The organism is Streptomyces sp. NBC_00158 (assembly GCF_045160885.1).
Taxonomy (GTDB): Bacteria; Actinomycetota; Actinomycetes; order Streptomycetales; family Streptomycetaceae; genus Streptomyces.
Genome location: NZ_CP108161.1, coordinates 258,749 through 277,790, shown reverse-complemented (window position 1 = coordinate 277,790; position 19,042 = coordinate 258,749). Strand labels below are relative to the sequence as shown.

Below are 19,042 nucleotides of genomic sequence, written 5' to 3'. Positions count from 1 at the left end.
GGGGGTCAGCCGTAGTGCTTCCAGGGCGCCGGCCCGTCGCCGTGGTAGTGCCCGTACCCGAGCTCGTTCATCGGGTACGGCCGGAACCCTTCCACCGTCCGGGGATCGCCCGCCAGGAAGGCCCGTACGATCCGGTCCGCCTGGTGGGCGGGGTCCTCGTCGGTGACCGCCGTCTTCATGCCGAACTCCTCGGCGCGCCCGTACCGGCCCTCCGGATCCCGCTCGTCGCGGAAGAAGTAGACCAGCACCTGCTCGGGGTGCTTCGGGTCGGTCCACACATGGCCGAGCTCGCACGACCAGCCCTCCAGCCACCCGGTCTCGCGGCGCAGCCCGTCGAGGACCAGCCGCGAGACCGTCTGGGCCGGCCACTCCCAGCCGCCGTCCCGGCGGGCGCGCTCCAGCTCGGCGTCGTACTGGGCGGCGTCGAAGCGGTAATCGGGGAGCTCGGGAACCCCCTCCTCGGCCGTGCTCCAGGTCCACACGACCGTGTCGCCGTCGCGCCGCAGCGTGAGGTGCAGCAGGTCGTGGCAACCGCACCACTTCTCCGCGAAGTCCACCCGATGCGGCCTGTCGCCCACCGACAAGGGGCCGTCGGGCAGCAGCCAGTCCCGGGGGCTGCCGCACCGGGCGCCGTAGTCCGCGTCGTCGAAGGCCTCCTCGATCACGTCCACCCCGTCGATCAGCGGGCGCACCTCCAGATCCTCGTAGGGCCCGAGCCCCGGCTCGTTCCTGACGCACAGCCGCAGGACGTTCAATTTCGTGGTCATCACGCCAGGCTGACGCCCCGCCGCCCCGCATGTCACACGGTTTTGGCGGCCGCCCGCGTGACGTATAGTTGATCTCGCACCCGCCGCCGCGGAACACGGCGAACGGGACGATGCGTTGGTGGTCCAAGGAAAGACACCCCACTTCCCGTGGGGGAATGCAGGTGCAAGGCCTGCCCAGCGCTCTGACAAGGCCCCGGCCTCCTCACGGAGACCGGGGCCTTTTGTCGCGTCGGGCAGGACCCGCCGCTAACCCCGGACGGCCACGTCGAGTCCGACCGTGTAGTGCTCCCGCAGCAGGCCGTCGGGGAAGAGGGCCAGCAGACGGGCGCGTTCGGCTTCCAGGAAGGCTTCCGTACCCGGCTCGCCCACCAGGAAGAGCGAGTGCGTCGAGAGCTTCCCGAGGTGCGTCCCGACGGGCACGGGGCGCGACCAGCGCAGCCGGCGCGTGGTGAATTCCAGGCCGGGCAGCGAGCGGGCCGGCTCGTTGACGTACCAGCCGGGGCCGAAGTGCTTCTCGATGCGCGCCTGCTGGTCGGCGATCCACTCCACGTCCGTGTCGGGGTCGTTGGACCAGACGGCCAGCGCGCCCCCCGGCCGCAGGACGCGCAGGGCCTCCGGGCCGGCGAGGGCCGGGTCCGTCCAGTGCCAGGACTGCGCGTAGGTCAGCAGGTCGGTGCCCGCCGTGGCCAGCGGCAGCCGGTCCCCGTCCCCGCGGACCAGCGGGATCCCCGGGTTGCGGCGGCGGAACTCGGCGGCCATGCCCTCCGAGGGTTCCACCGCGAGCACCCGGGCCCCGCGGGCGTGCAGGAGCGCGCTCGCGATCCCCGTCCCCGCGCCGACGTCGGCGACGCGGGCTCCGGCCTGCGGGAACCCGGCCAGCTCCTCGACGGCGTCGAACAGCGCGGCCGGATAGGAGGGCCGGTGATCGGCGTAGCGCGCCGCCGCGGAACCGAACGAACGAGCACGGGATCCGGTCGTCATACCGTCCATCATGGACGGCCGGTCAAGGGGGCACCGGAGGCCGGACGGCCCGGCGGCCGGGATCAGTCGACCTGGAGCTCGCCCATCCGGCTCCAGCCGGTGGCTCCCGCGATGGTGGTGCTGACGATGTCGGGCGTACGGGCGACCAGCGGACGCATGGTCTCCAGGGCCTTGGTGAAGTGCTCGGAGGTGACGTGGGCTTCGGCCGCGTCGTCCTGGAACGCCTCGACCAGGACGTAGGTGTCCGGCTCCTCCAGGCTGCGGGACCACTCGAACCACAGGTTGCCGGGTTCGGCACGGGTCGCGCGGGTGAACTCCGCGACCTTCTCCGGCCACTGGTCCACGTGTTCGGGCTTGACGGCGAATTTCACCACAATGAAGATCATTCAGCCATTGTAGGCACGGGCCCGGCGGCGGCCCGCCGCCGCCCGGTCAGGGCGACTCCTGGAGGTAGGCGGCGATCAGCGCCAGGTCGTCGGCGATGCCCACCACGTCCTCCGGGTCGGCCGTCGGGGTCATCGCCCCGGTGACGCCCGCGTAGAAGGTGTCGAAGCGCCCGCCGCCCTTGTCCAGGTAGCCGGCGATGGTGATGGCGCCCACCGAGAGCCGGTCGTTGAGGAGGTCGCCGCCGACGGCCGCGCCGGTCTTCGCGAACACCTTGCCGCGCGCGGGACAGTCCCGGCAGTTCTGCGCGAGCAGCCCGTCGACGCCGAGGATGGGCAGCGCCTCCCGGAACCGCCGCGCGTCCGGGGTGCCCTGCCAGTACGCCAGCATCTGCACCAGAGCCCTGGGCGTGACCCGGTCGGCGGGGTTGCCGCCCCGCCCGTCCATCAGCGCCACCTGCTCGCGGTCGACGCCCGCCCGGTCCAGGAAGGCGGCGAGCACCGGGAAGCCGTCGGCGCACCGGCGGCTGCCGGTGGTGACGGCCAGCAGGCAGACGTCCAGGTTGGCTCCGAGGTTGTGGCTCACCTTCAGGATCAGCTTCGCGTACTGCTCGTACGGGGGAGAGGTGTACGCGGCCACGCGCGGCCGGCCCGCGTAGTCGCGCGGCAGCCGCGCGACCGGATTGGGCCCCGTCGAGGCGGCCGTGACCTCCACCCCGGCCCGGCCGAGCGCCTCGATCAGCGCCGTCCGGCCGAAGGCGGCCGGGTCCGTGACGGGGGAGGTGCGCAGCAGCGGCCGGGCGTCCGCGGCGATGGTGCCCGACAGCCGGATGCGGGTCCCGCCCTCGGAGGCCGTCACCGTGATGTCCGTCGGCTCGCCCGCGGCGGCGGTCTTCACCGTCGACGTGACCTCGTACGGGGCCACCTGGGGCCGCCAGTCCAGCCGGGCGTCCGCGCCCGCCCGGTCCCCGGGGCTGGTCAGCAGGTCGATGAGGTTGTCGTTGACGATGAGCGGGGTCGGTACGGGGTCGAGCTCCGGGTCGGGGGCGAACAGCCGGCTGTCGACGATCACGTCGCCCTCGACACGGGTGACGCCGGCCGCGCGGACCTGCCGGGCGAGCCCGTCGATCCCGGCGAGGGGGTTCTCCGGGGTGAGGGTCGCGCCGGGGAAGTCGTTGGCGTAGGTGTGGTCGAGGTCCGTGTACGCGACCGTCCCGTCGGGCCGGGTCCGGCCGCCGAGGGTGAGGTCGCCCTGCGCGACGAGGTCGAGGTCGCCGGTCAGGGTGGAACCGGCGCGCTGCCCGACCGCGTAGAGGGGGGTCACGAACCGGTGGTCCGGGCCGAGGGTCCGCCAGGTGGCGGAGACGGGGAACAGCTTCGCGGTGGACCCGGGGATGAAGAACTGCCCGGGGAACATGCCGTGCAGCTCCCGGCCGTCACCCGGCTCCGTCTGCAGCAGCCCCCACTGGGCGTGTCGGTACTCGGGTTTGCGCATGATCTCCGTGATGCGCGGGTCGAGACCGTCCCCGGAGGGGGACGGCGCGGGCGACGGAGAGGGTGCCGCCCAAGCACCCGTACCGGGTGCGAAAACCATCAGCAGGGCGGCGCAGCAGCCGGCCAGCCGGCGCCGCAGCGCCACGGGAAGGATCGGATTTCCCACGGCGCGCTCCGTTCGTCGAGGCCGCCCGCCTCGGCGGCCCGAACCCCGTCAACAGCGTGCCACGCACCCCTGCCCCCCGCACTTCACCCGGTTGCCCCAACGGCATCCGCTCGACGGCCGAGGCCGGTTGCGCGGTTGCCCGCGCTCCGGGGTTGCTCGTGTCAGCCTCTGGGGGCGGCCCGGAACGGAACCGCTTGCACCGCGCATCTTGTGGGCCCGGACGGGGCTGGCTACAGTCCAGTGTTACACGTGTAACTCCAGACTGCGGGGTTACCGGCAGCTCCGCGTGAAAGGGCCGCAATGACGCAATCGCTCCCGGCCGAGCCCGACATGACCTGGCCGCCCCCTCCCTTCCGGGCGCCCGTGCCGCCCGTGGTCGCCGAGGACGGCGCACGCCGCTTCGACGGGGTCACCTACGCCACCCGGCCGGGCTACCGGCCGCGGCTGCTGGACGTCCAGGTGCCCGTCGGCGCGCGGGGCCCGGTCCCGGCGGTGGTGTGGATCCACGGCGGCGGCTGGCTGGAGGGCGACCGGCGCTACCCGCCGCCGACGGTCCCGGCCGCACTGCTGCACGGCACGGTGCTGGCGGCCGGGCTGGCCCTCGTTTCCATCGACTACCGGCACAGCCTCGAAGCCCCCTTCCCGGCGCAGCTGCACGACGTGAAGGCCGCCATCCGCTACGTCCGCGAGTTCGCCGGAGTCTTCGGCATCGACCCGGACCGGATCGCCGTCTGGGGCGAGTCCGCCGGCGGCCACCTCGCCGCCCTCGCCGGCCTCACCGGCCCGCACACCCCCGGCGGCGCCGCCCTGGAGGGCGCCGAAGGCGTCGGCGCCGGCGACACCTCGGTACGGGCCGTCGTCGACTGGTACGGCGTTTCCGACCTGGTCGCCCTGCGCGGACACCCCATGCCGCCGATGCCGCCGGGCACGGGGTTCCCCGACCCCTACGACGCGCTCCTCGGCGGCACCGAGGAGACACGGCCGGCCCTGGCCCGCGCGGCGAGCCCGGTGACGTACGCGCGACTCGCCGCCGACGGGCCAGGGGCGCCGCCGTTCCTGCTGGTCCACGGCACGGGCGACGGCCTGGTCCCCTACAGCCAGAGCGAGGCGCTCGACGCGGCGCTGCGGGAGGCCGGCGGGGAATGCGAACTGGAGCCGGTGGAGGGCGCCGACCACATCTTCCTCGGCGTCACGGACACGGCCCCGATCGTCACGCGCAGCGTGGCCTTCCTCGCCCGCCACCTGGACGCCTGAGCCGCGCCCGTGAGCGAGAGACCCGTTCCCGCGCACCGTACGGCCGGCGTGCTGCCGCTCGGCCTGCTGCTCGCCGGTGCCACCGCCTTGCTGACGGCGGTCGTCCGCGCCGACCCCGCCCGCCCGCCGTTCCAGGGCCCCGACGAACGCTGGCTCGACCTGATGGGCGGCCCGCACGGGGGGATCCCCGCCGCCGCGGCCGCGTTCCTGAACTGGTTCGGCGGCCCGGCGGGCATCGTCGTACCGCTCGCGCTGCTGGCCCACCTGCTGCTGCGCAGGCGCTGGTGGTCGGCGTGCTGCTTCCTCACGGCCTACCTCGGGGCGAACCTGCTGGTCGTCCAGACCCTCAAGCGCCTGGTGGACCGGCCGCGTCCGGAGAACCCGCTGGTCCGCGTCGACCACGGCTCCTTCCCCTCCGGCCACGCGGCCGCGGCGGCGGCGCTCGTGGTGCTGGCCGGCGCGCTGCTCGTACCGGTGGCACGGCGGCGGGCCTGGTGGTGCGCGGGGGTGCTGTTCACGCTGGCCATGATGTGGAGCCGTACGTGGCTGCACGCGCACTGGCTCAGCGACACCGTCGCCGGCGCGGTGGCGGGCGCGGCGACCGCGCTGCTGGTGTGGCGCGCGTTCGCACCCCTGCTGGCCCGGGAGGAGCGCGGCTCCGCGGCACCCGAGGGGGTGCCGCGGGCCGTACCGCCGCAGGCCGCCGGGGCCTGAGGCGGGCGCGGCCGGGGCCCCCGGGGGGAGCCGCCCGGCCGCGTCCTCAGGAGGACTGCCGGTGCACCAGGGCCGGTTCGATGCCCGGGACCGCCGGTGCCGTGCCCTGCCCGACCAGTGCGTGCAGGGCGTCCGCCACGGAGGCGGCGGTGGGCAGCTCCAGCGCGACGCTGGTCAGCGCGGGCCGCTGGAGCGCCGACAGCACCAGGTCGTCACAGCCCACGACGGCCACCTCGTCCGGCACCGAGATCCCCTCGGCCAGCAGGGCGTGCATCAGCAGGGCGGCGTACTCGTCGTTGTACGCGAAGACGCCGTCCAGGCCGAGCTCCCGCCACCGGCGGGCCAGCGCCGTCGCGGACTCCCGGGTGTAGGCCAGCTCGACGGGCGTGACGGTCACCGGATGCCGTGCGGCGACCTGTTCGGCGCCGGCCAGCCGCGGCCGGGCGAGGGTGTCGAGGCCGCGCTCGCGCGGGATGACCACGCCGATCCGGGTGCGGCCCCGGGAGATCAGGTGCCCGGTCGCGGTCGCGCCGACGGAGGTGTGGTCGAAGGCGATGGTGTGGACCCCGTCCACGGGGTGCGAGGCGAAGGCGAGCATCCCGCGGACCCCGGCGCGGCGCAGCACCTCGGCCGCGCGTGCGGTGAGCCGGTCGCCGTCGAGGGAGAGCACCGCGGCAGGCCGCAACTCGGCCCAGGCGCGGGCCGCTTCGAGGGGGTCGTCGAAGCGGCCGGCGTGCATGACGGTGGTGTAGCCGTGCCGCTCCAGCTCGCTGACCAGGTCGTCCACCCACTCGCTCACCAGGCGGCCGACCGCCGAGACGGAGGCGGGCATCAGGACCAGGTTGCTGCGCCCCGCGCGCAGGGAACGGGCGGCCGCGTTCGGCACGTAGCCGAGCTGCGCGGCGGCGGCGAGCACCCGCGCCCGGGTGCCCTCGCTGACCCGGTGGCCCTGGGTGTCGTTGAGGACGAAGGAGACGGTGGCGCGTGACACCCCGGCCAGGCGTGCGACGTCCGCGCTGGTGGCCGACGCGGGTGCCGATGCCTCTTTGGCCATGGCGTGCTTCATCGCTCTCTGTCGACCGGTGCTTGCCTTCTCGTTTCAGGTTACACGAGTTAAGCCCGAAAGCCCGGGCCCGTCCGGGTCGTCCCTGCGGGGCCGTCCCTGCGGGCCCGAACCGGTCCCGCGCGGCGAAGGTGCGGTAGCGGAGGTTCCTGTTTCGTGGGCTATAGTTGATCTCGCACCCGCCGCCGCGGAACACGGCGAACGGGACGATGCGTTGGTGGTCCAAGGAAAGACACCCCACTTCCCGTGGGGGAATGCAGGTGCAAGGCCTGCCCAGCGCTCTGACAAGGCCCCGGCCTCCTCACGGAGACCGGGGCCTTCTTCGTCGCACCGGCCCGGCCTTCAGCCGTTCCGCTTCCGCCCGCCGCCGGCCGGGATGCCCAAGGAGCGGACGAGGTCGTCCAGTTCCGCACGGAAGAGCCGGTCCGGGCTGGTGGTCTGGGTGCGCAGGTGCCCGTAGACCTCCAGGGTCACCAGGCCGTGCAGCCGGCCCCAGAGGCGCATGGCCAGGGCCACGGCGGCCGGGGGGAGCTCGGGGAACGCCGGGCGGACCTTGTCGAGGAGCGGGGCCTCGAAGTCGGACCACTCGAAGTCGCCCCCCGCGTGCAGGGGTCCGGCGTACGGCCATGCGGCGGCCGCGAGGGCGGTGAGGCCGAGGCAGACGCGGCGGGCGGCGTCGGGGGCGGCGCCGCCCGGCGGGGCCTGGTACCCGGGTACGGGGTCGCCGTAGACGAGGCGGAAGCCCTCGGGGTTGGCCAGGGCCCAGTCCCGCAGGGCGTGCGCCCAGGCCCGGATCCGGGCGGCCGGGTCCGCGGCGGGGGCCGCCTCCCAGGCGGCGTCGACGGCGTCGGCCAGCGACGTGTACACGTCGCCGATGAGCGTGGTCACCAGGTCGTCGCGGGTGGCGAAGTAGCCGTAGATGGCGTTGGCGGTCATGCCCATCTCGCGCGCGATGGCGCGCAGGGTGATCGCGTCGGGTCCGCCGGAGGCCATCAACTCCAGCGAGACCTTCTTGATTTCGGCCGTCGTCTCGGCCCGCAGCCGCTCGCGGCGCCCTCTGGTACTGCCCACCGTGCTTCCCACGCCGGCCACTCTACAGAGTTACTTTCCCGCACTCTGTATCTTTACTTCACACCGTATAGTTTTCGAGTGGCGTGCACCGAGAGGTCGGTCCCGCCACGTCACCGTTCGGCACAACAGGGGAGAGCCATGCAGATCGGAGTCATCGGGGCCACGGGCGGGATCGGCAGCCGCGTCGTCACCGAAGCCCTCGGCCGGGGGCACCACGTCACCGCGTTCAGCCGGGACGTCACGGGGATCCGGGAAGACCGGCGGAACGTCACCTGGAAGGACGTCGACGTACTCGACGCGGGGAGCGTCGCCGCCGTCCTGCCCGGACTGGACGTGCTCATCAGCGCCTTCCAGCCCGGCAACGCCGCCAGGGACTTCGCGGACACCGTACGGCGGTCGATCGCCGACCCCACCGTGTACGCCACCGCCGCCCGGGCGCTGGTGAAGGCACTGGAGAGCCACCCCCGGACCCGGCTCATCGTGATCGGCGGCGCCGGCAGCCTGGAGGTCGAACCGGGCCTGGCCATGGCCGACTCCGAGGAGCACCTGTTCGCCGTCCTGGACCCGCTCGGCCTGCCGAGGGAGTACGCGGCCGCCGTGCGCGGCGCCCGGGACGCCCTGGACGTGCTGCGCACTTCCAACCGGCTCTGGACCTACCTCAGCCCGGCCATGGACATCGCGCCCGGAGAACGTACGGGCCGATTCCGCACCGGCGGCGACCAGCCGGTCCTCGACGCGGACGGCCGCAGCCGGATCTCCATGGAGGACGCCGCCGTGGCGCTCGTCGACGAGGCGGAACTGCCCCGCTTCGTCCAGCGCCGCTTCACGATCGGCTACTGACGCGGGCGGGCGGGGCCGGCCACGACCACCGGGGTCCCGCCGGCCGCCAGGTGCCGGCGCAGCCGGGCGAGGTCCCCGCTGCCCGAGCCGACGTCCAGGGCGCGGCCGAAGCGGCGGGGCAGCTGCCGCACGATCCAGCGGTGGTAGTGGGCGTCGTGGTCCCGCGGACGGACCGCGTGGAACCGGTCGAGGGCCTGGAAGACGCGCTGCGCCAGTGTGTTCATGGGGCAGGTCGACCACCCCGTGCGCGGTGCGGACACCCCTGGCGGGAGCAGCTCCGGGTGCGGCTCCCGGAGGTGCTGCCCAGAATGATCGTGGAGCGCGGCAGCGGACGGCCGGACCGCCGACGAGACGATCGCGGGGCTGGAGATGGCGGAAGCGACCCGGCGGGCGGGCCGCGGCCCGTGCCGCCGGCTGCTGCCCCCGGTCCTCGCGTGGCTGGTCGCGAACCTCCTCACCTGGGCCGTCGCCACGGCATCCGTCGCCGGCGACGGCACCCCCGTGCGGTACTGGTCCACCGGAGGCCGAAGCCGCTGGGACTCCGCCCACTACCTTTCCATCGCCGAGACCGGCTACGAGATGTTCCGGTGCCGGGAGCGCTATCCGGACTTCCGCGACGTCGTCTGCGGGAACGTCGCCTGGTTCCCCGGGTACCCCATGTCCGTCCGGGCGGTCTCCGCCACCGGGCTCTCCTACGAACTGGCCGCCGCAGTCGTCACCGAGGCCGCCCTGCTGGGCATGTTCGCGGCGCTGTGGTGGCTGCTCGGAGCCCGGCTCACCCCGGCCACCGGCCTCGCGCTCGCCGTCGGCACGGTGTTCCCGGGCGGCGTCTACTTCCACGCCCTGTTCCCGCTCTCCACCGCCACCCTGGCGCTGCTGGTCTGCGTCGCCGGGGTGGGGCGCGGCTCGTGGGCGGTCGCCGCCGCCGGCGGGTTCGCGGCGGCGGCCTGCCATCCCGTGGGCGCCGTCGCCGTCGGCATGCTGCTCCTGAGCGCCCTCTTCGCGTGGCGCGGGAACACGTGGCCGGTGCGCTGCGCGAAGGCCGGTGCGGCCGCGGCCGTCTCGGGATGCGGAGTGCTCTGGGCCAAATGGCTGATGTGGCAGGCGACCGGCCGCTGGGACGCGTACGAGACCATCCAGGAGTCCAGCTACGGACAGGGCGGCGTCCACCAGCCGTTCGGCGAGATGGCCAAGGCCTACCGCTTCCCGTTCAAGGACTGGTACACGCCCGAAGGGCACCTCCCGTGGCTGGTGGAGCACGCGCTCGAAGCGCACCGGACGCAGCTCTGGCTGGACACCGCCTTCGTGCTCCTCGTCCTGGTGACGGCCGCCGCGCTGCTCCTGCGCGGCCGCGACGGCGGCCGCGGACTCGACGCGGGGGAGTGGGCCGCGGCCGTCCTGACGGCGGCGGTCTTCCTCGTACCGTTCCTCGCCGGCGCGGAGATGTCCTGGTACCGCAACCACGCGCAGATGTTCGTCGGGCTGCTCCTCGTCGCGCGCATGCCGCGCTGGGTCCAGGTGCCGCTGCTCGCCTGCTGTGCGGCCCAGTACGCCCTGCTCGGCGCGATGTTCTTCTCCGGAGTGCTGGTGTGACCGGCCCGGCCTACCGCTGTTCCGCCTCCGCGTCCGTGTCGCGGGCCACGAAGTAGGCGGGCCGGCCCTGCACCGCCGTGTAGATGCGGGCCACGTACTCGCCGAGCATGCCCACGCAGAAGAGCTGGACGGCGCCGAAGAACAGCACCGTGGTGATCAGGGAGGTCCAGCCGGGCAGGGTGTTCCCGGTGGCGTGGGCGACGAGGGTCCAGACGAGGAAGCCGAGGCACACGGCGAGGCTGCCGGCGCCGATCGCCGTGGCCAGGCGCAGGGGCACCGCCGAGAAGCTGGTGACGCTGTCCAGGGCCAGCAGGACCATCTTGTGCAGCGGGTACTTGGTGGTGCCCGCCACCCGCTCCCCGCGCTGGTAGGTGATCCGGCCGCCGGGGAAGCCGAGCCACGGGATGAGCAGCCGGTGGATCTGCTGCTGCTCGGGCAGGGACTTGAGGGTCTCCACCACCTGACGGGACAGCAGCCGGAAGTCGCCGGCCTGGGCGGGTACGTAGGAACCCGCCAGACGGCGCATCAGCCAGTAGTAGCCGGCCGCCGTCCGGCGCTTGAAGCCGGAGTCGGTGGAGCGGTCCGTCCGGATGCCGTACACCACGTCCAGACCGTCCGACCGGGCCAGGTCCACCATCCGCGGGATGACCTCCGGCGGGTCCTGGAGGTCGGCGTCCATGCTGATCACGTACGCGCCCCGGGCACGGTGCAGTCCGGCGGTCAGGGCCGCCTGGTGGCCGCTGTTGCGCCGGAGGGTGACGACGCGGAGCTCCGGCCAGCCGCCGCGCAGGTCCGCCAGCACCCGGGGGGTCTCGTCGGTCGAGCCGTCGTCGACGGTGAGGACCTCGTACGGCTCCGCGCGACCGTCCAGGACGGGACGCAGCCGCGCCGCCAGGGCCGGCAGGGACTCCTCCTCGTTGAAGACGGGAACCACGATCGACAGGAAGACCGGTCCGCCGGGTGGGTCGCACACAGCACTCATGATGCGGGAACCACCCGGACCGGGCATTTTGAGCCACCGGGGCCGTCAGGCCGTCAGGGCCGTCAGAGCCATCGGGGCGGTCACGTCAGTCCGTCGCGGACTCCGGCACCCGGCCGGTGACCACCAGGCCGCCGTCCGCCGTGCGCCGCGCCAGGGCGCCGGTGCGGAAGTAGCCGTCCGGGGTGAAGCGGCGGGCTTCGTCCCCGGCCGCCCGGTAGTGGCCCCGAGGGGTGTACGGGCCCCGGGCCAGGAGCTCGCCCGGCTCCCCGTCCGGCACGTTCCGCCCGTCGGCGCCGACGAGGTGGATCTCGTCGTCGGGGGAGAGCGGGCGGCCCTGCGCGCCGGGCGCCGTCCCGTCGGTCAGGAGCACCGGCCCCCCGGCCGGGGCGAAGACCTGCTGCGGGCGGGCGCCCAGCCCGGATCCGAGCCGCTCGGCGGCCGCCCGGGGCAGGGGCGCGCCGCCGCCGGTCTGCACCAGACGCAGACTGCTCACGTCGGCCCGCACCGAGGGCAGCGCGTCGAGCCAGGCCCCGGCGGCCGCGGTCGGCAGCGAGGTGAAGGTGACCCGCTCCCGCTCGACGAGCGGCAGGCACTCGGCGGGGTCCGGTCCGTCGGCCAGGACCACGGTCCCGCCGACGCCGAGCGTGCCGACGATGCCGGGGCAGCCGAGGGCGAAGACGGACGCGGCGGGCAGCGCGGCGAGGTACACGTCCTCCTCGGTGAGCGACACCAGCTCGGCGGCGGCCCGCGCCTGGTAGGCGAAGTCGTTGTGGGTGCGCGGAACGAGCACCGGCGCACCGCCACCGCCGTACCCCCATCCGTCCCCGTCGCCGAGCAGCAGGAGCGCCACCTGCCCGGCGTCCGGCGGGAGCGCCGGCTCGGGCGCGGCGTCGATGGAACCCAGCGGGGCGTACTGGCAGTTCGACGGGTCGGTCGTCATACCGCCGTACGGGGACTCGGTGCCCGGCGCCTCGTAGGTGAACACCCGCCGCAGGAAGGGCCAGCGGGCGGCGATGTCCGCGGCCACCGCCGTGTGGTCGACGCCCCGGTACTCCGCCGGGCCGACGTAGCCGACGGCCTGGGTGACCCGTACGAGCTCGGGCACCTCCGACGCGGGGTACGAGACCGGGCACAGGACCGGGACCACACCGGCGCGCATCAGCGCGAACACGCCGACCACGAACTCCGGCACGTTCGGCAGCTGGACCACGACCCGCATCCCAGGCCGCAGTCCGCGCAGCCGGAACCCGGCGGCCACGCGGTCCACCCGCCGGTTCAGCCGCGCGTACGTGACGCGGGTCCCGCCGTGCACGAGCGCGGTCCGCGGCCCGTACTGCAGGGCCCACCCGCGCAGCAGGTTGTCCAGCGTGTTGCCGCCCCAGTGGCCCGCGGCCCAGTAGCGGTCGACGAACTCCTGCGGCCAGGGGGTGCAGCCGTCGAGCATGGACGCCATGGGATTCCTTCCGGGCCGGCTCCAGGACCGGAAGCCGTGCGGGTCGAGTTTCGCGGTGACGGGCCCTGACCTTGGCATTCCAGTCCGTCACCGTCCCCGCACGCAATGCGCCTTCCCGACCATCGGCGCCGGGTGCCGTCAGCGGAAGATCCAAAACGTCACGGCCCGGCCGGGGCCGGGCCGTGACCCGCCGCCCCGGTCAGGCGTCCGCCACCGCGTGCAGCGGGGTGAGCGACGCGGCCCGGCGGGCGGGGAGGGCGGCCGCCGCCGCGCCGACGGCGAGGGAGAGGAGGACGACCAGGGCGAGGGTGCCCCAGGGGAGGGAGAAGGAGTACTGCGGGATGGCCCCGTTGGCCAGGCCGCTGACCTTCCAGGCCCCGAACAGGCCGCCCGCGAGCCCGAGCAGGGTGCCGTACGCGGCGACCGTGAGGGATTCGAGGCGGATCATGCGGCGGACACCGGCGCGGTCCATGCCGATGGCGCGCAGCACGCCGATCTCGCGGGTGCGTTCGGCGACCGACATGGCGAGCGTGTTGACCATGCCGAGCGCGGAGATGACCACGCCGATGGCCAGCAGCCCGAACACCAGGGTGATCAGGTCGCCGGCGACGCCCGCCTGCTCCCGCACCAGCTGCGCACGGCTCTGGACCTTCAGCAGCGGGCTGTTGTCGACGGCCGCGCGCAGCTGTCCGGCGAGGTCCGCGGAGCCGGACACGAGGACCCGCTGGACGGAGTCGCGCAGGAAGCCGTGCTGCTGGACGTCGCCCCGGTCGGCGAGCACGTCCTGGGCGGTGGGGTTGTCCTGGTAGACGCCGACGACGGTGTAGGGCCGGTCGCGGTCCTCCCCGGTACCGGGGCCGATGGCCGCCTCGACCCGGTCGCCGGTGCCGATCCGGTTGTCGCGGGCGAAGGACGCCGAGACCGCGATCCGGCCCGGGCCGAGGTCCTTGGCGGAGCCGCTGGTGAAACGGAGCTTCATGACGGCCCCCACGGTCTTCGGGTCGACGCCCGAGACCTGACCCGCCCTGGCGCCGACCGAGATGCCGGAGTCGGCGACGGCGGAGGCGGTCGACACGCCGGGGACGGCGGCGATCCGCCGGACGGCGGCGGCGTCCACGGCGCTCGTGGCGTCGCGGGTGCCGATGACGTAGTCGGCGCTCAGGCCGGCGGCCGCCTGGGAGTCCAGGGCGCGGCCGGAGGAGTGCTCGATGACGGAGAGACCGGTCACCAGCGCCGTGCTGATCATCAGGGCGACGGCGGTGGCGGCCGTACGCCGGGGGTCGCGCAGGGCGTTGTCCCTGGCGAGGCCGCCCGCCACGCCGAACCGGCCGGTGACCCGGCCGATGAGCCGGACCACCGGGCCCGCCAGCAGCGGCGCCAGCACGATCAGCCCGGTCACGAGGATCCCGCAGCCGAGCATCGCGGTCCGCAGGTTCTCGTCCGAGGCGTCCTTCGCCCCGCCCAGGGAGAGCAGCAGACCGGCGCCCAGCAGGACCACGGCCGCGCCGATCGCGCCCCGGATCCTGGACAGCGTCGCGGAGGGCGGCTGTTCGGCGGTGCGCATCGCCTCGACGGGGGCGATCCGGGCGGCCCGGCGGGACGGCAGCCAGGCGGCGAGGACCGTGACGCCGACACCCACGGCGAGCGAGGCCGCGACGGGGGCGGGGCCGATCACCAGCGGGCCGCTGGGCAGCAGGTCCTCCCCCGTGCCGAGCAGACCGGGCAGCGCGGTGGCGACGCCGAGGCCCAGGCCGAAGCCGATCACGGAGGCGACCAGCCCCACCAGGGCAGCTTCCGCGAGCACGGAGCGGACCACCTGGCGCCGGGTGGCGCCGATCGCGCGGAGCAGGGCGATCTCCCGCGTCCGCCGCGTGACGAGCATGGTGAAGGTGTTGATGATGAGGAACGAGCCGATGAAGAGCGACACCACGGCGAAGACCAGGGGCAGCCGGGAGTAGCTGCGCGTCTTGGCGTCGATGAAGACGGACTGCTGGTTGGCCTTGGCGGTCGCGGTGGTGGCCTCCGCCCGGTCGGCGGGCAGCAGCGCGCCGACCCGCCGGGCGAGGTCGAACCGGTCGGTGCCGGGCTTCGCGGACAGGTCGATGCCGGTGTAGCGGCCGGGCGTGGCGAAGAGCTTCTGGGCGGTTGCCCGGTCGAACACCGCGAGGGTGCCGCCGGACGTGACCCGGGTGTCGCCGGTGGAGACGAGGCCGACCAGCCGCGGCTTCAGCACGGGTCCGTCGGAGGCCAGGCTGACGGTGTCGCCGAGGCGGTACCCGCCGGCCTCGGCGGTGCCCCGGGCCAGGGCCACTTCGCCGCCGCCCTGCGGGGCGCGGCCGGCCGTCAGCGGGTAACGGGCGTCCTTGCCGTCGGGGCCCGGTACGTAGCCGGCGGCGAGCCTGCCCATCGGGTTGTCGGCCCGCATCGGCGAGCCGTCCTTCGCGGCCAGGGTCACCGACCCGTCGACGGTCGGACGGGCCGAGGCGACCCCGGGTACGGCGGCCAGCCGGGCCACGAGCGCGTCGTCGAGGACGCTCGCGCGTTCCTCGGAGGGGGCGCCGAGGGGGTACTTGGGGTCGACCGTGACCGCGATGCCGGCGTAGTCGCGGGCCATGGAGGCGCGGTAGGCGGCGGTGGTGGAGTCGGCGAAGACCAGCGACCCGGAGACGAACGCGACCCCGAGGCAGACCGCGAGGACGGTCATGATCAGGCGCGCCTTGTGGGCGAGGACGTTGCGCAGTGCTGTTCGCAGCATGAAGGGGCTTTCGGAAGGCTCGAAGGGCTCGGCGGGCGGGACGGGCGGGACGGGCGGGACGGGCGGGAAGGCGCGGGCAGTCTGCCGTCAGCTGGTGCGGCCCTGGGCCTCGAAGGCGAGCATCCGGTCCAGGACGGCGCCCGAGGTCGGCTCCCGCAGCTCGTCCACGAGGCGGCCGTCGGCGAGGAACACCACCCGGTCGGCATGGGCGGCGGCGACGGGGTCGTGGGTGACCATCACCACCGTCTGGCCCAGCTCCCGGACCGAGTCGCGCAGGAAGCCGAGCACCTCCGCGCCGGAACGGGAGTCGAGGTTGCCGGTCGGCTCGTCGGCGAACACGATCTCCGGGCGCGAGACCAGGGCGCGGGCCACGGCCACGCGCTGCTGCTGGCCCCCGGACAGCTCGGCGGGCCGGTGCGCGAGCCGGCCGGAGAGCCCGACGGTGGCGACGACGGTGTCCGTCCACGCGGCGTCGGGCTGCCGCCCGGCCAGCCTCAGCGGCAGGGTGATGTTCTCCAGCGCCGTGAGGGTGGGCAGCAGGTTGAAGCCCTGGAAGACGAAGCCGACCTTCTCCCGCCGCAGCCGCGTCAGCTGCCGGTCGTTCAGCTCGGACAGCTCGACCCCGCCGATCCGCGCCGAACCGGACGTCACCGGGTCCAGTCCGGCCATGCAGTGCATCAGCGTGGACTTGCCGGAGCCCGACGGCCCCATGACCGCCGTGAACCGGCCCCGCGCGAACTCCACCGACACCGAGTCCAGCGCGGTGACCCGCGTCCCGCCCTTCCCGTACGTCTTGGTCAGCGCCGTCGCGCGGGCCGCCGGCGGGGCGGGGGCCGGTGGCGAGGAGGGCGCGGGGGAAGAGGGAAACGCGTGCGACATGGATGCTCCGCCTGAAGTACGACGGCCCGCGCAACACGCCGCGAGCCGGGGGACTCATCCATCCTCACCGCCCTGACCTGCACGGACATCGGCCTCAGGGCGCGACTCGGCCTCTGCCGAAAGGGCCGCCCGGACCGGCCCCCTCTGCCGGAGGACAGAGGCGGCCGCCGCCCTCCCTCTGCCCCCGGGCAGAGGGAGGGGCTCAGGAGGCCAGCCCGGTCCGGTGCGCCAGCAGCGCCGCCTGGACCCGGCTCGTCGAACCGGTCTTGTCCAGGATCGCCCCCACATGGGTCTTCACCGTGCCGGTCCCGATGCCGAGCCGCTCGGCGATCTCCTGGTTCGACAGCCCCTCGCCGAGCGCCGCGAGGACGTCCCGCTCACGGCCCGTCAGCCGGGCGATCCGATCGTCCGCGGCCGCGCCGCCCGCCCCGGCCGGCTCGCGGGCGCCCAGCATCCGGGAGATCACCGCCCCGGTGACCCCCGGGGAGAGCACGGCGTCGCCCGCCGCGGCGGCCCGTACCGCGCTGATCAGTTCCTGCGGGCCCTCGTCCTTCAGCAGGAACCCGGCGGCGCCCTCCCGCAGCGCCCGCACGACGTTGTCGTCGTCGCCGAACGTCGTCAGCATCACCACCCGCGGCGCCGGATCGAGCGCGAGCAGGGGCGCGATCGCCGCCAGCCCGTCGCACACCGGCATGCGGATGTCGACCAGCGCCACGTCCGGGTGGTGGACGGCGGCCAGTTCGACGGCCTGCCGCCCGTCCGCCGCCTCCGCGACGACCTCGATGCCGTCGGCGTGCCGCAGGATCAGGCGTACGCCGTGCCTGATCATCGTCTCGTCGTCGGCGAGCAGGACACGGATCGGCCCGTCGGGCTCGGTCACGGGGTCTCCCAGGGTGAGGCGTCCCGCACCGACGGGACGGTGAAACGGTCGATGGCGATCAGACGCTGTCCGGCGTCGAAGCAGTAGCGGGCCACCAGCAGGCCGCCCGGACGGATCTCGGTCGCGCCGTTGAACGGGTACGCGCAGCCCGCCGTCCCGTCGGGGCGCGGCGGCTCGTGTCCCGTGGCGGCGGCCCGGACCGCCTTGTTGTCCAGGACGCCGAGCCCCGTCACCTCGTCGTACGTCATCCCGATCCGCGGCAGCGGACGCGGCCCGGCGTCCGGCCGGGGCGCGCTGCCGTACACGAAGGCGGTCGCCAGGGCCATCAGCACGCACAGCGCCCCCAGCCCCAGGGCGAGCGTCAGCGCGTTCGCGGCCCCGCCCTCGCCGCCTCCGGCCTCCGCACCGGAGACGGCCTCCGCCCCCCGCGGCCCGGCCGGGTGCGGGACGACGGCGTCACCGGGCTCCGCCGGCAGGACCGCGTCCACCAGGAACCCGCCGGAGGGCAGCGGGGCGGCGTCGAAGGCCCCGCCGAGCAGCTCCACGCGTTCCCGGAGCCCCGTGAGCCCGCGCCCGGTGCCCAGGCTCCCGGCCGGCGCCGGCGGCTGCGGCGGCGCGCCGTTGCGCACGGTGATCCGTACCGCCGCCGCGTCGTGCGCGACGGCCACGGTGACGTGCGCGGAGGGGGCGTACCGGTGGACGTTGGTCAGGGCCTCGCGGACCACCCGGTGCGCCGCCCGGCGCACCGCCGCCGGGCGCCCGTCCAGGTCCGGTCCCGTCCAGTCCAGCCGTACGGCGACCCCGCCGTCGCGGGACTCCGCCACCAGCGCCTCGATGTCGGCGCGGGTGCCCGTCGCGTCCGTGAGGACGCCGGGCCCGGCGTCCCGGCCCAGCGGACCGAGCACCCCGAGGACCTGCCGCAGCTCGCGCATCGCGTCGCGGGTGGTCCGGCGGACCAGGACGGCTTCCTCGCGCAGCTCTGGAGCGGCCCGGTCCAGGGCCAGTTCCAGCCCGCCCGCGTGCAGCGAGATCAGGCTGAGCCGGTGCCCCAGCAGGTCGTGCATCTCGGCGGCGATCCGGGAGCGCTCGTGGGTGCGGGCCTCGCTGTCGGCCGCCAGCCGGGCCCGCTCCGCGGCGTCCCCGCGTTCGCGCAGGGCCCGTACCAGACGCCGCTGCTGGCCCTGTGCCGTACCGACCAGACCCGGGACGATCACCGCCGTCGGGGCCAGGGCCAGCCCGAGCGCCAGACCGTACGGGAAGCGCCCCGGCCCGACCACGGGCGCGGCCGCCGTCGCGGCCGCCACCAGCAGGACGGCGCCGGCGGCCAGCAGCCGGGCCCGCTGCCGCACCCGCACCGTCCGGCGCGCCAGACCGTACGCGGCCACCGCCGCGAGCGGACCGGCGCCGCTCGCCAACCCGGTCAGCACGGACAGCGCGAGCAGCACCGCCCCGGGGAACCGGCCGCGCAGCGGGAACAGCAGGGCGCCGGCGGCGATCACCAGCAACTGGAAGGCCGGGTGGGGTGCGAGCCCGACCCCCAGGGCCGCCGCGAACACGCCCAGGCCCAGCAGGGTCACCCCGGCGGTTTCCGCCGCCGTGCGCGCCCACCCGGAAGGCGGGGCCCCGCGCGGGAGGCCGGGGGCAGGACGAGGGATCAGGGGAGTGCGCACCACGCTGACCAGTATTGATGCCGGAGGCGGCAGCGGCATGAGCCTCGCGGTGGATCCCTGCCTCTGCCGAAAGGCAGAGACGGCAGAGACGGCCGGG

General features: G+C 74.8%; 16 protein-coding genes and 1 pseudogene. 4 read left to right on the top strand and 13 right to left on the bottom strand.

Going from position 1 to position 19,042, the window contains the following annotated elements; all coding sequences use genetic code 11:
• Positions 1–5: 5 nt before the first annotated feature.
• The 4 genes from OG553_RS01280 to dacB form a co-directional block, all read right to left on the bottom strand.
• Positions 6–767 (bottom strand): hypothetical protein, encoded by a 762-nt coding sequence (locus tag OG553_RS01280; RefSeq protein WP_405977139.1) that lies wholly within the window; start codon positions 765–767, stop codon positions 6–8.
• A 246-nt stretch (positions 768–1,013) separates the two neighbouring features.
• Positions 1,014–1,748 (bottom strand): class I SAM-dependent methyltransferase, encoded by a 735-nt coding sequence (locus OG553_RS01275; protein WP_405977138.1) that lies wholly within the window; start codon positions 1,746–1,748, stop codon positions 1,014–1,016.
• A 62-nt stretch (positions 1,749–1,810) separates the two neighbouring features.
• Positions 1,811–2,134 (bottom strand): putative quinol monooxygenase, encoded by a 324-nt coding sequence (locus OG553_RS01270; RefSeq protein ID WP_405977137.1) that lies wholly within the window; start codon positions 2,132–2,134, stop codon positions 1,811–1,813.
• A gap of 46 nt (positions 2,135–2,180) precedes the next feature.
• Positions 2,181–3,791, bottom strand: coding sequence for a D-alanyl-D-alanine carboxypeptidase/D-alanyl-D-alanine-endopeptidase (gene dacB / locus OG553_RS01265; protein WP_405977136.1), 1,611 nt, complete (start codon positions 3,789–3,791; stop codon positions 2,181–2,183).
• A gap of 300 nt (positions 3,792–4,091) precedes the next feature.
• Between dacB and OG553_RS01260 the strand changes: the two genes are divergently transcribed.
• Positions 4,092–5,045, top strand: coding sequence for an alpha/beta hydrolase fold domain-containing protein (locus tag OG553_RS01260; RefSeq protein WP_405977135.1), 954 nt, complete (start codon positions 4,092–4,094; stop codon positions 5,043–5,045).
• Positions 5,046–5,054: 9 nt separating this feature from the next.
• Positions 5,055–5,759, top strand: coding sequence for a phosphatase PAP2 family protein (locus OG553_RS01255; protein WP_405977134.1), 705 nt, complete (start codon positions 5,055–5,057; stop codon positions 5,757–5,759).
• A 46-nt stretch (positions 5,760–5,805) separates the two neighbouring features.
• Here the strand turns inward: OG553_RS01255 and OG553_RS01250 are convergent, their stop codons facing one another.
• Both OG553_RS01250 and OG553_RS01245 read right to left on the bottom strand, forming a co-directional pair.
• Complete coding sequence (locus OG553_RS01250; RefSeq protein WP_405977133.1) at positions 5,806–6,813, bottom strand: LacI family DNA-binding transcriptional regulator; 1,008 nt, start codon at positions 6,811–6,813, stop codon at positions 5,806–5,808.
• Between the two features lie 351 nt (positions 6,814–7,164).
• Positions 7,165–7,905, bottom strand: a complete 741-nt coding sequence (locus OG553_RS01245) for a TetR/AcrR family transcriptional regulator (protein WP_405977132.1) — start codon at positions 7,903–7,905, stop codon at positions 7,165–7,167.
• A 126-nt stretch (positions 7,906–8,031) separates the two neighbouring features.
• On the opposite strand from OG553_RS01245, the gene OG553_RS01240 reads away from it, so the two are divergent.
• Entirely contained in the window at positions 8,032–8,733 is a 702-nt protein-coding gene (locus OG553_RS01240) for an NAD(P)-dependent oxidoreductase (protein ID WP_405977131.1), read from the top strand.
• Between the two features lie 59 nt (positions 8,734–8,792).
• On the opposite strand, the pseudogene OG553_RS01235 reads toward OG553_RS01240, so the two are convergent.
• Positions 8,793–8,957 (bottom strand): annotated as a pseudogene (locus tag OG553_RS01235) (SAM-dependent methyltransferase); the annotation flags it as partial.
• A gap of 145 nt (positions 8,958–9,102) precedes the next feature.
• Here OG553_RS01235 and OG553_RS01230 point away from each other — a divergent pair.
• Entirely contained in the window at positions 9,103–10,326 is a 1,224-nt protein-coding gene (locus OG553_RS01230) for a hypothetical protein (RefSeq protein WP_405977130.1), read from the top strand.
• Positions 10,327–10,336: 10 nt separating this feature from the next.
• On the opposite strand, the gene OG553_RS01225 is transcribed toward OG553_RS01230, so the two are convergent.
• The 6 genes from OG553_RS01225 to OG553_RS01200 form a co-directional block, all read right to left on the bottom strand.
• Positions 10,337–11,308, bottom strand: a complete 972-nt coding sequence (locus OG553_RS01225) for a glycosyltransferase family 2 protein (protein ID WP_405977129.1) — start codon at positions 11,306–11,308, stop codon at positions 10,337–10,339.
• Positions 11,309–11,393: 85 nt separating this feature from the next.
• Entirely contained in the window at positions 11,394–12,761 is a 1,368-nt protein-coding gene (locus OG553_RS01220; protein ID WP_405977128.1) for an AMP-binding protein, read from the bottom strand.
• Between the two features lie 199 nt (positions 12,762–12,960).
• Positions 12,961–15,516 carry an ABC transporter permease gene (locus OG553_RS01215; protein ID WP_405977127.1) on the bottom strand — a complete coding sequence of 852 codons (2,556 nt, stop codon included), beginning with the start codon at positions 15,514–15,516 and terminating at the stop codon, positions 12,961–12,963.
• A gap of 87 nt (positions 15,517–15,603) precedes the next feature.
• Positions 15,604–16,395, bottom strand: coding sequence for an ABC transporter ATP-binding protein (locus OG553_RS01210; RefSeq protein ID WP_405977126.1), 792 nt, complete (start codon positions 16,393–16,395; stop codon positions 15,604–15,606).
• A gap of 202 nt (positions 16,396–16,597) precedes the next feature.
• Positions 16,598–17,275, bottom strand: a complete 678-nt coding sequence (locus tag OG553_RS01205; RefSeq protein ID WP_405977125.1) for a response regulator — start codon at positions 17,273–17,275, stop codon at positions 16,598–16,600.
• A complete protein-coding gene (locus OG553_RS01200) occupies positions 17,272–18,948 on the bottom strand; it encodes a sensor histidine kinase (protein ID WP_405977124.1) in 1,677 nt (558 codons plus the stop codon). The genes OG553_RS01205 and OG553_RS01200 overlap by 4 nt, the downstream gene beginning before the upstream one ends.
• Positions 18,949–19,042 lie beyond the last annotated feature (94 nt).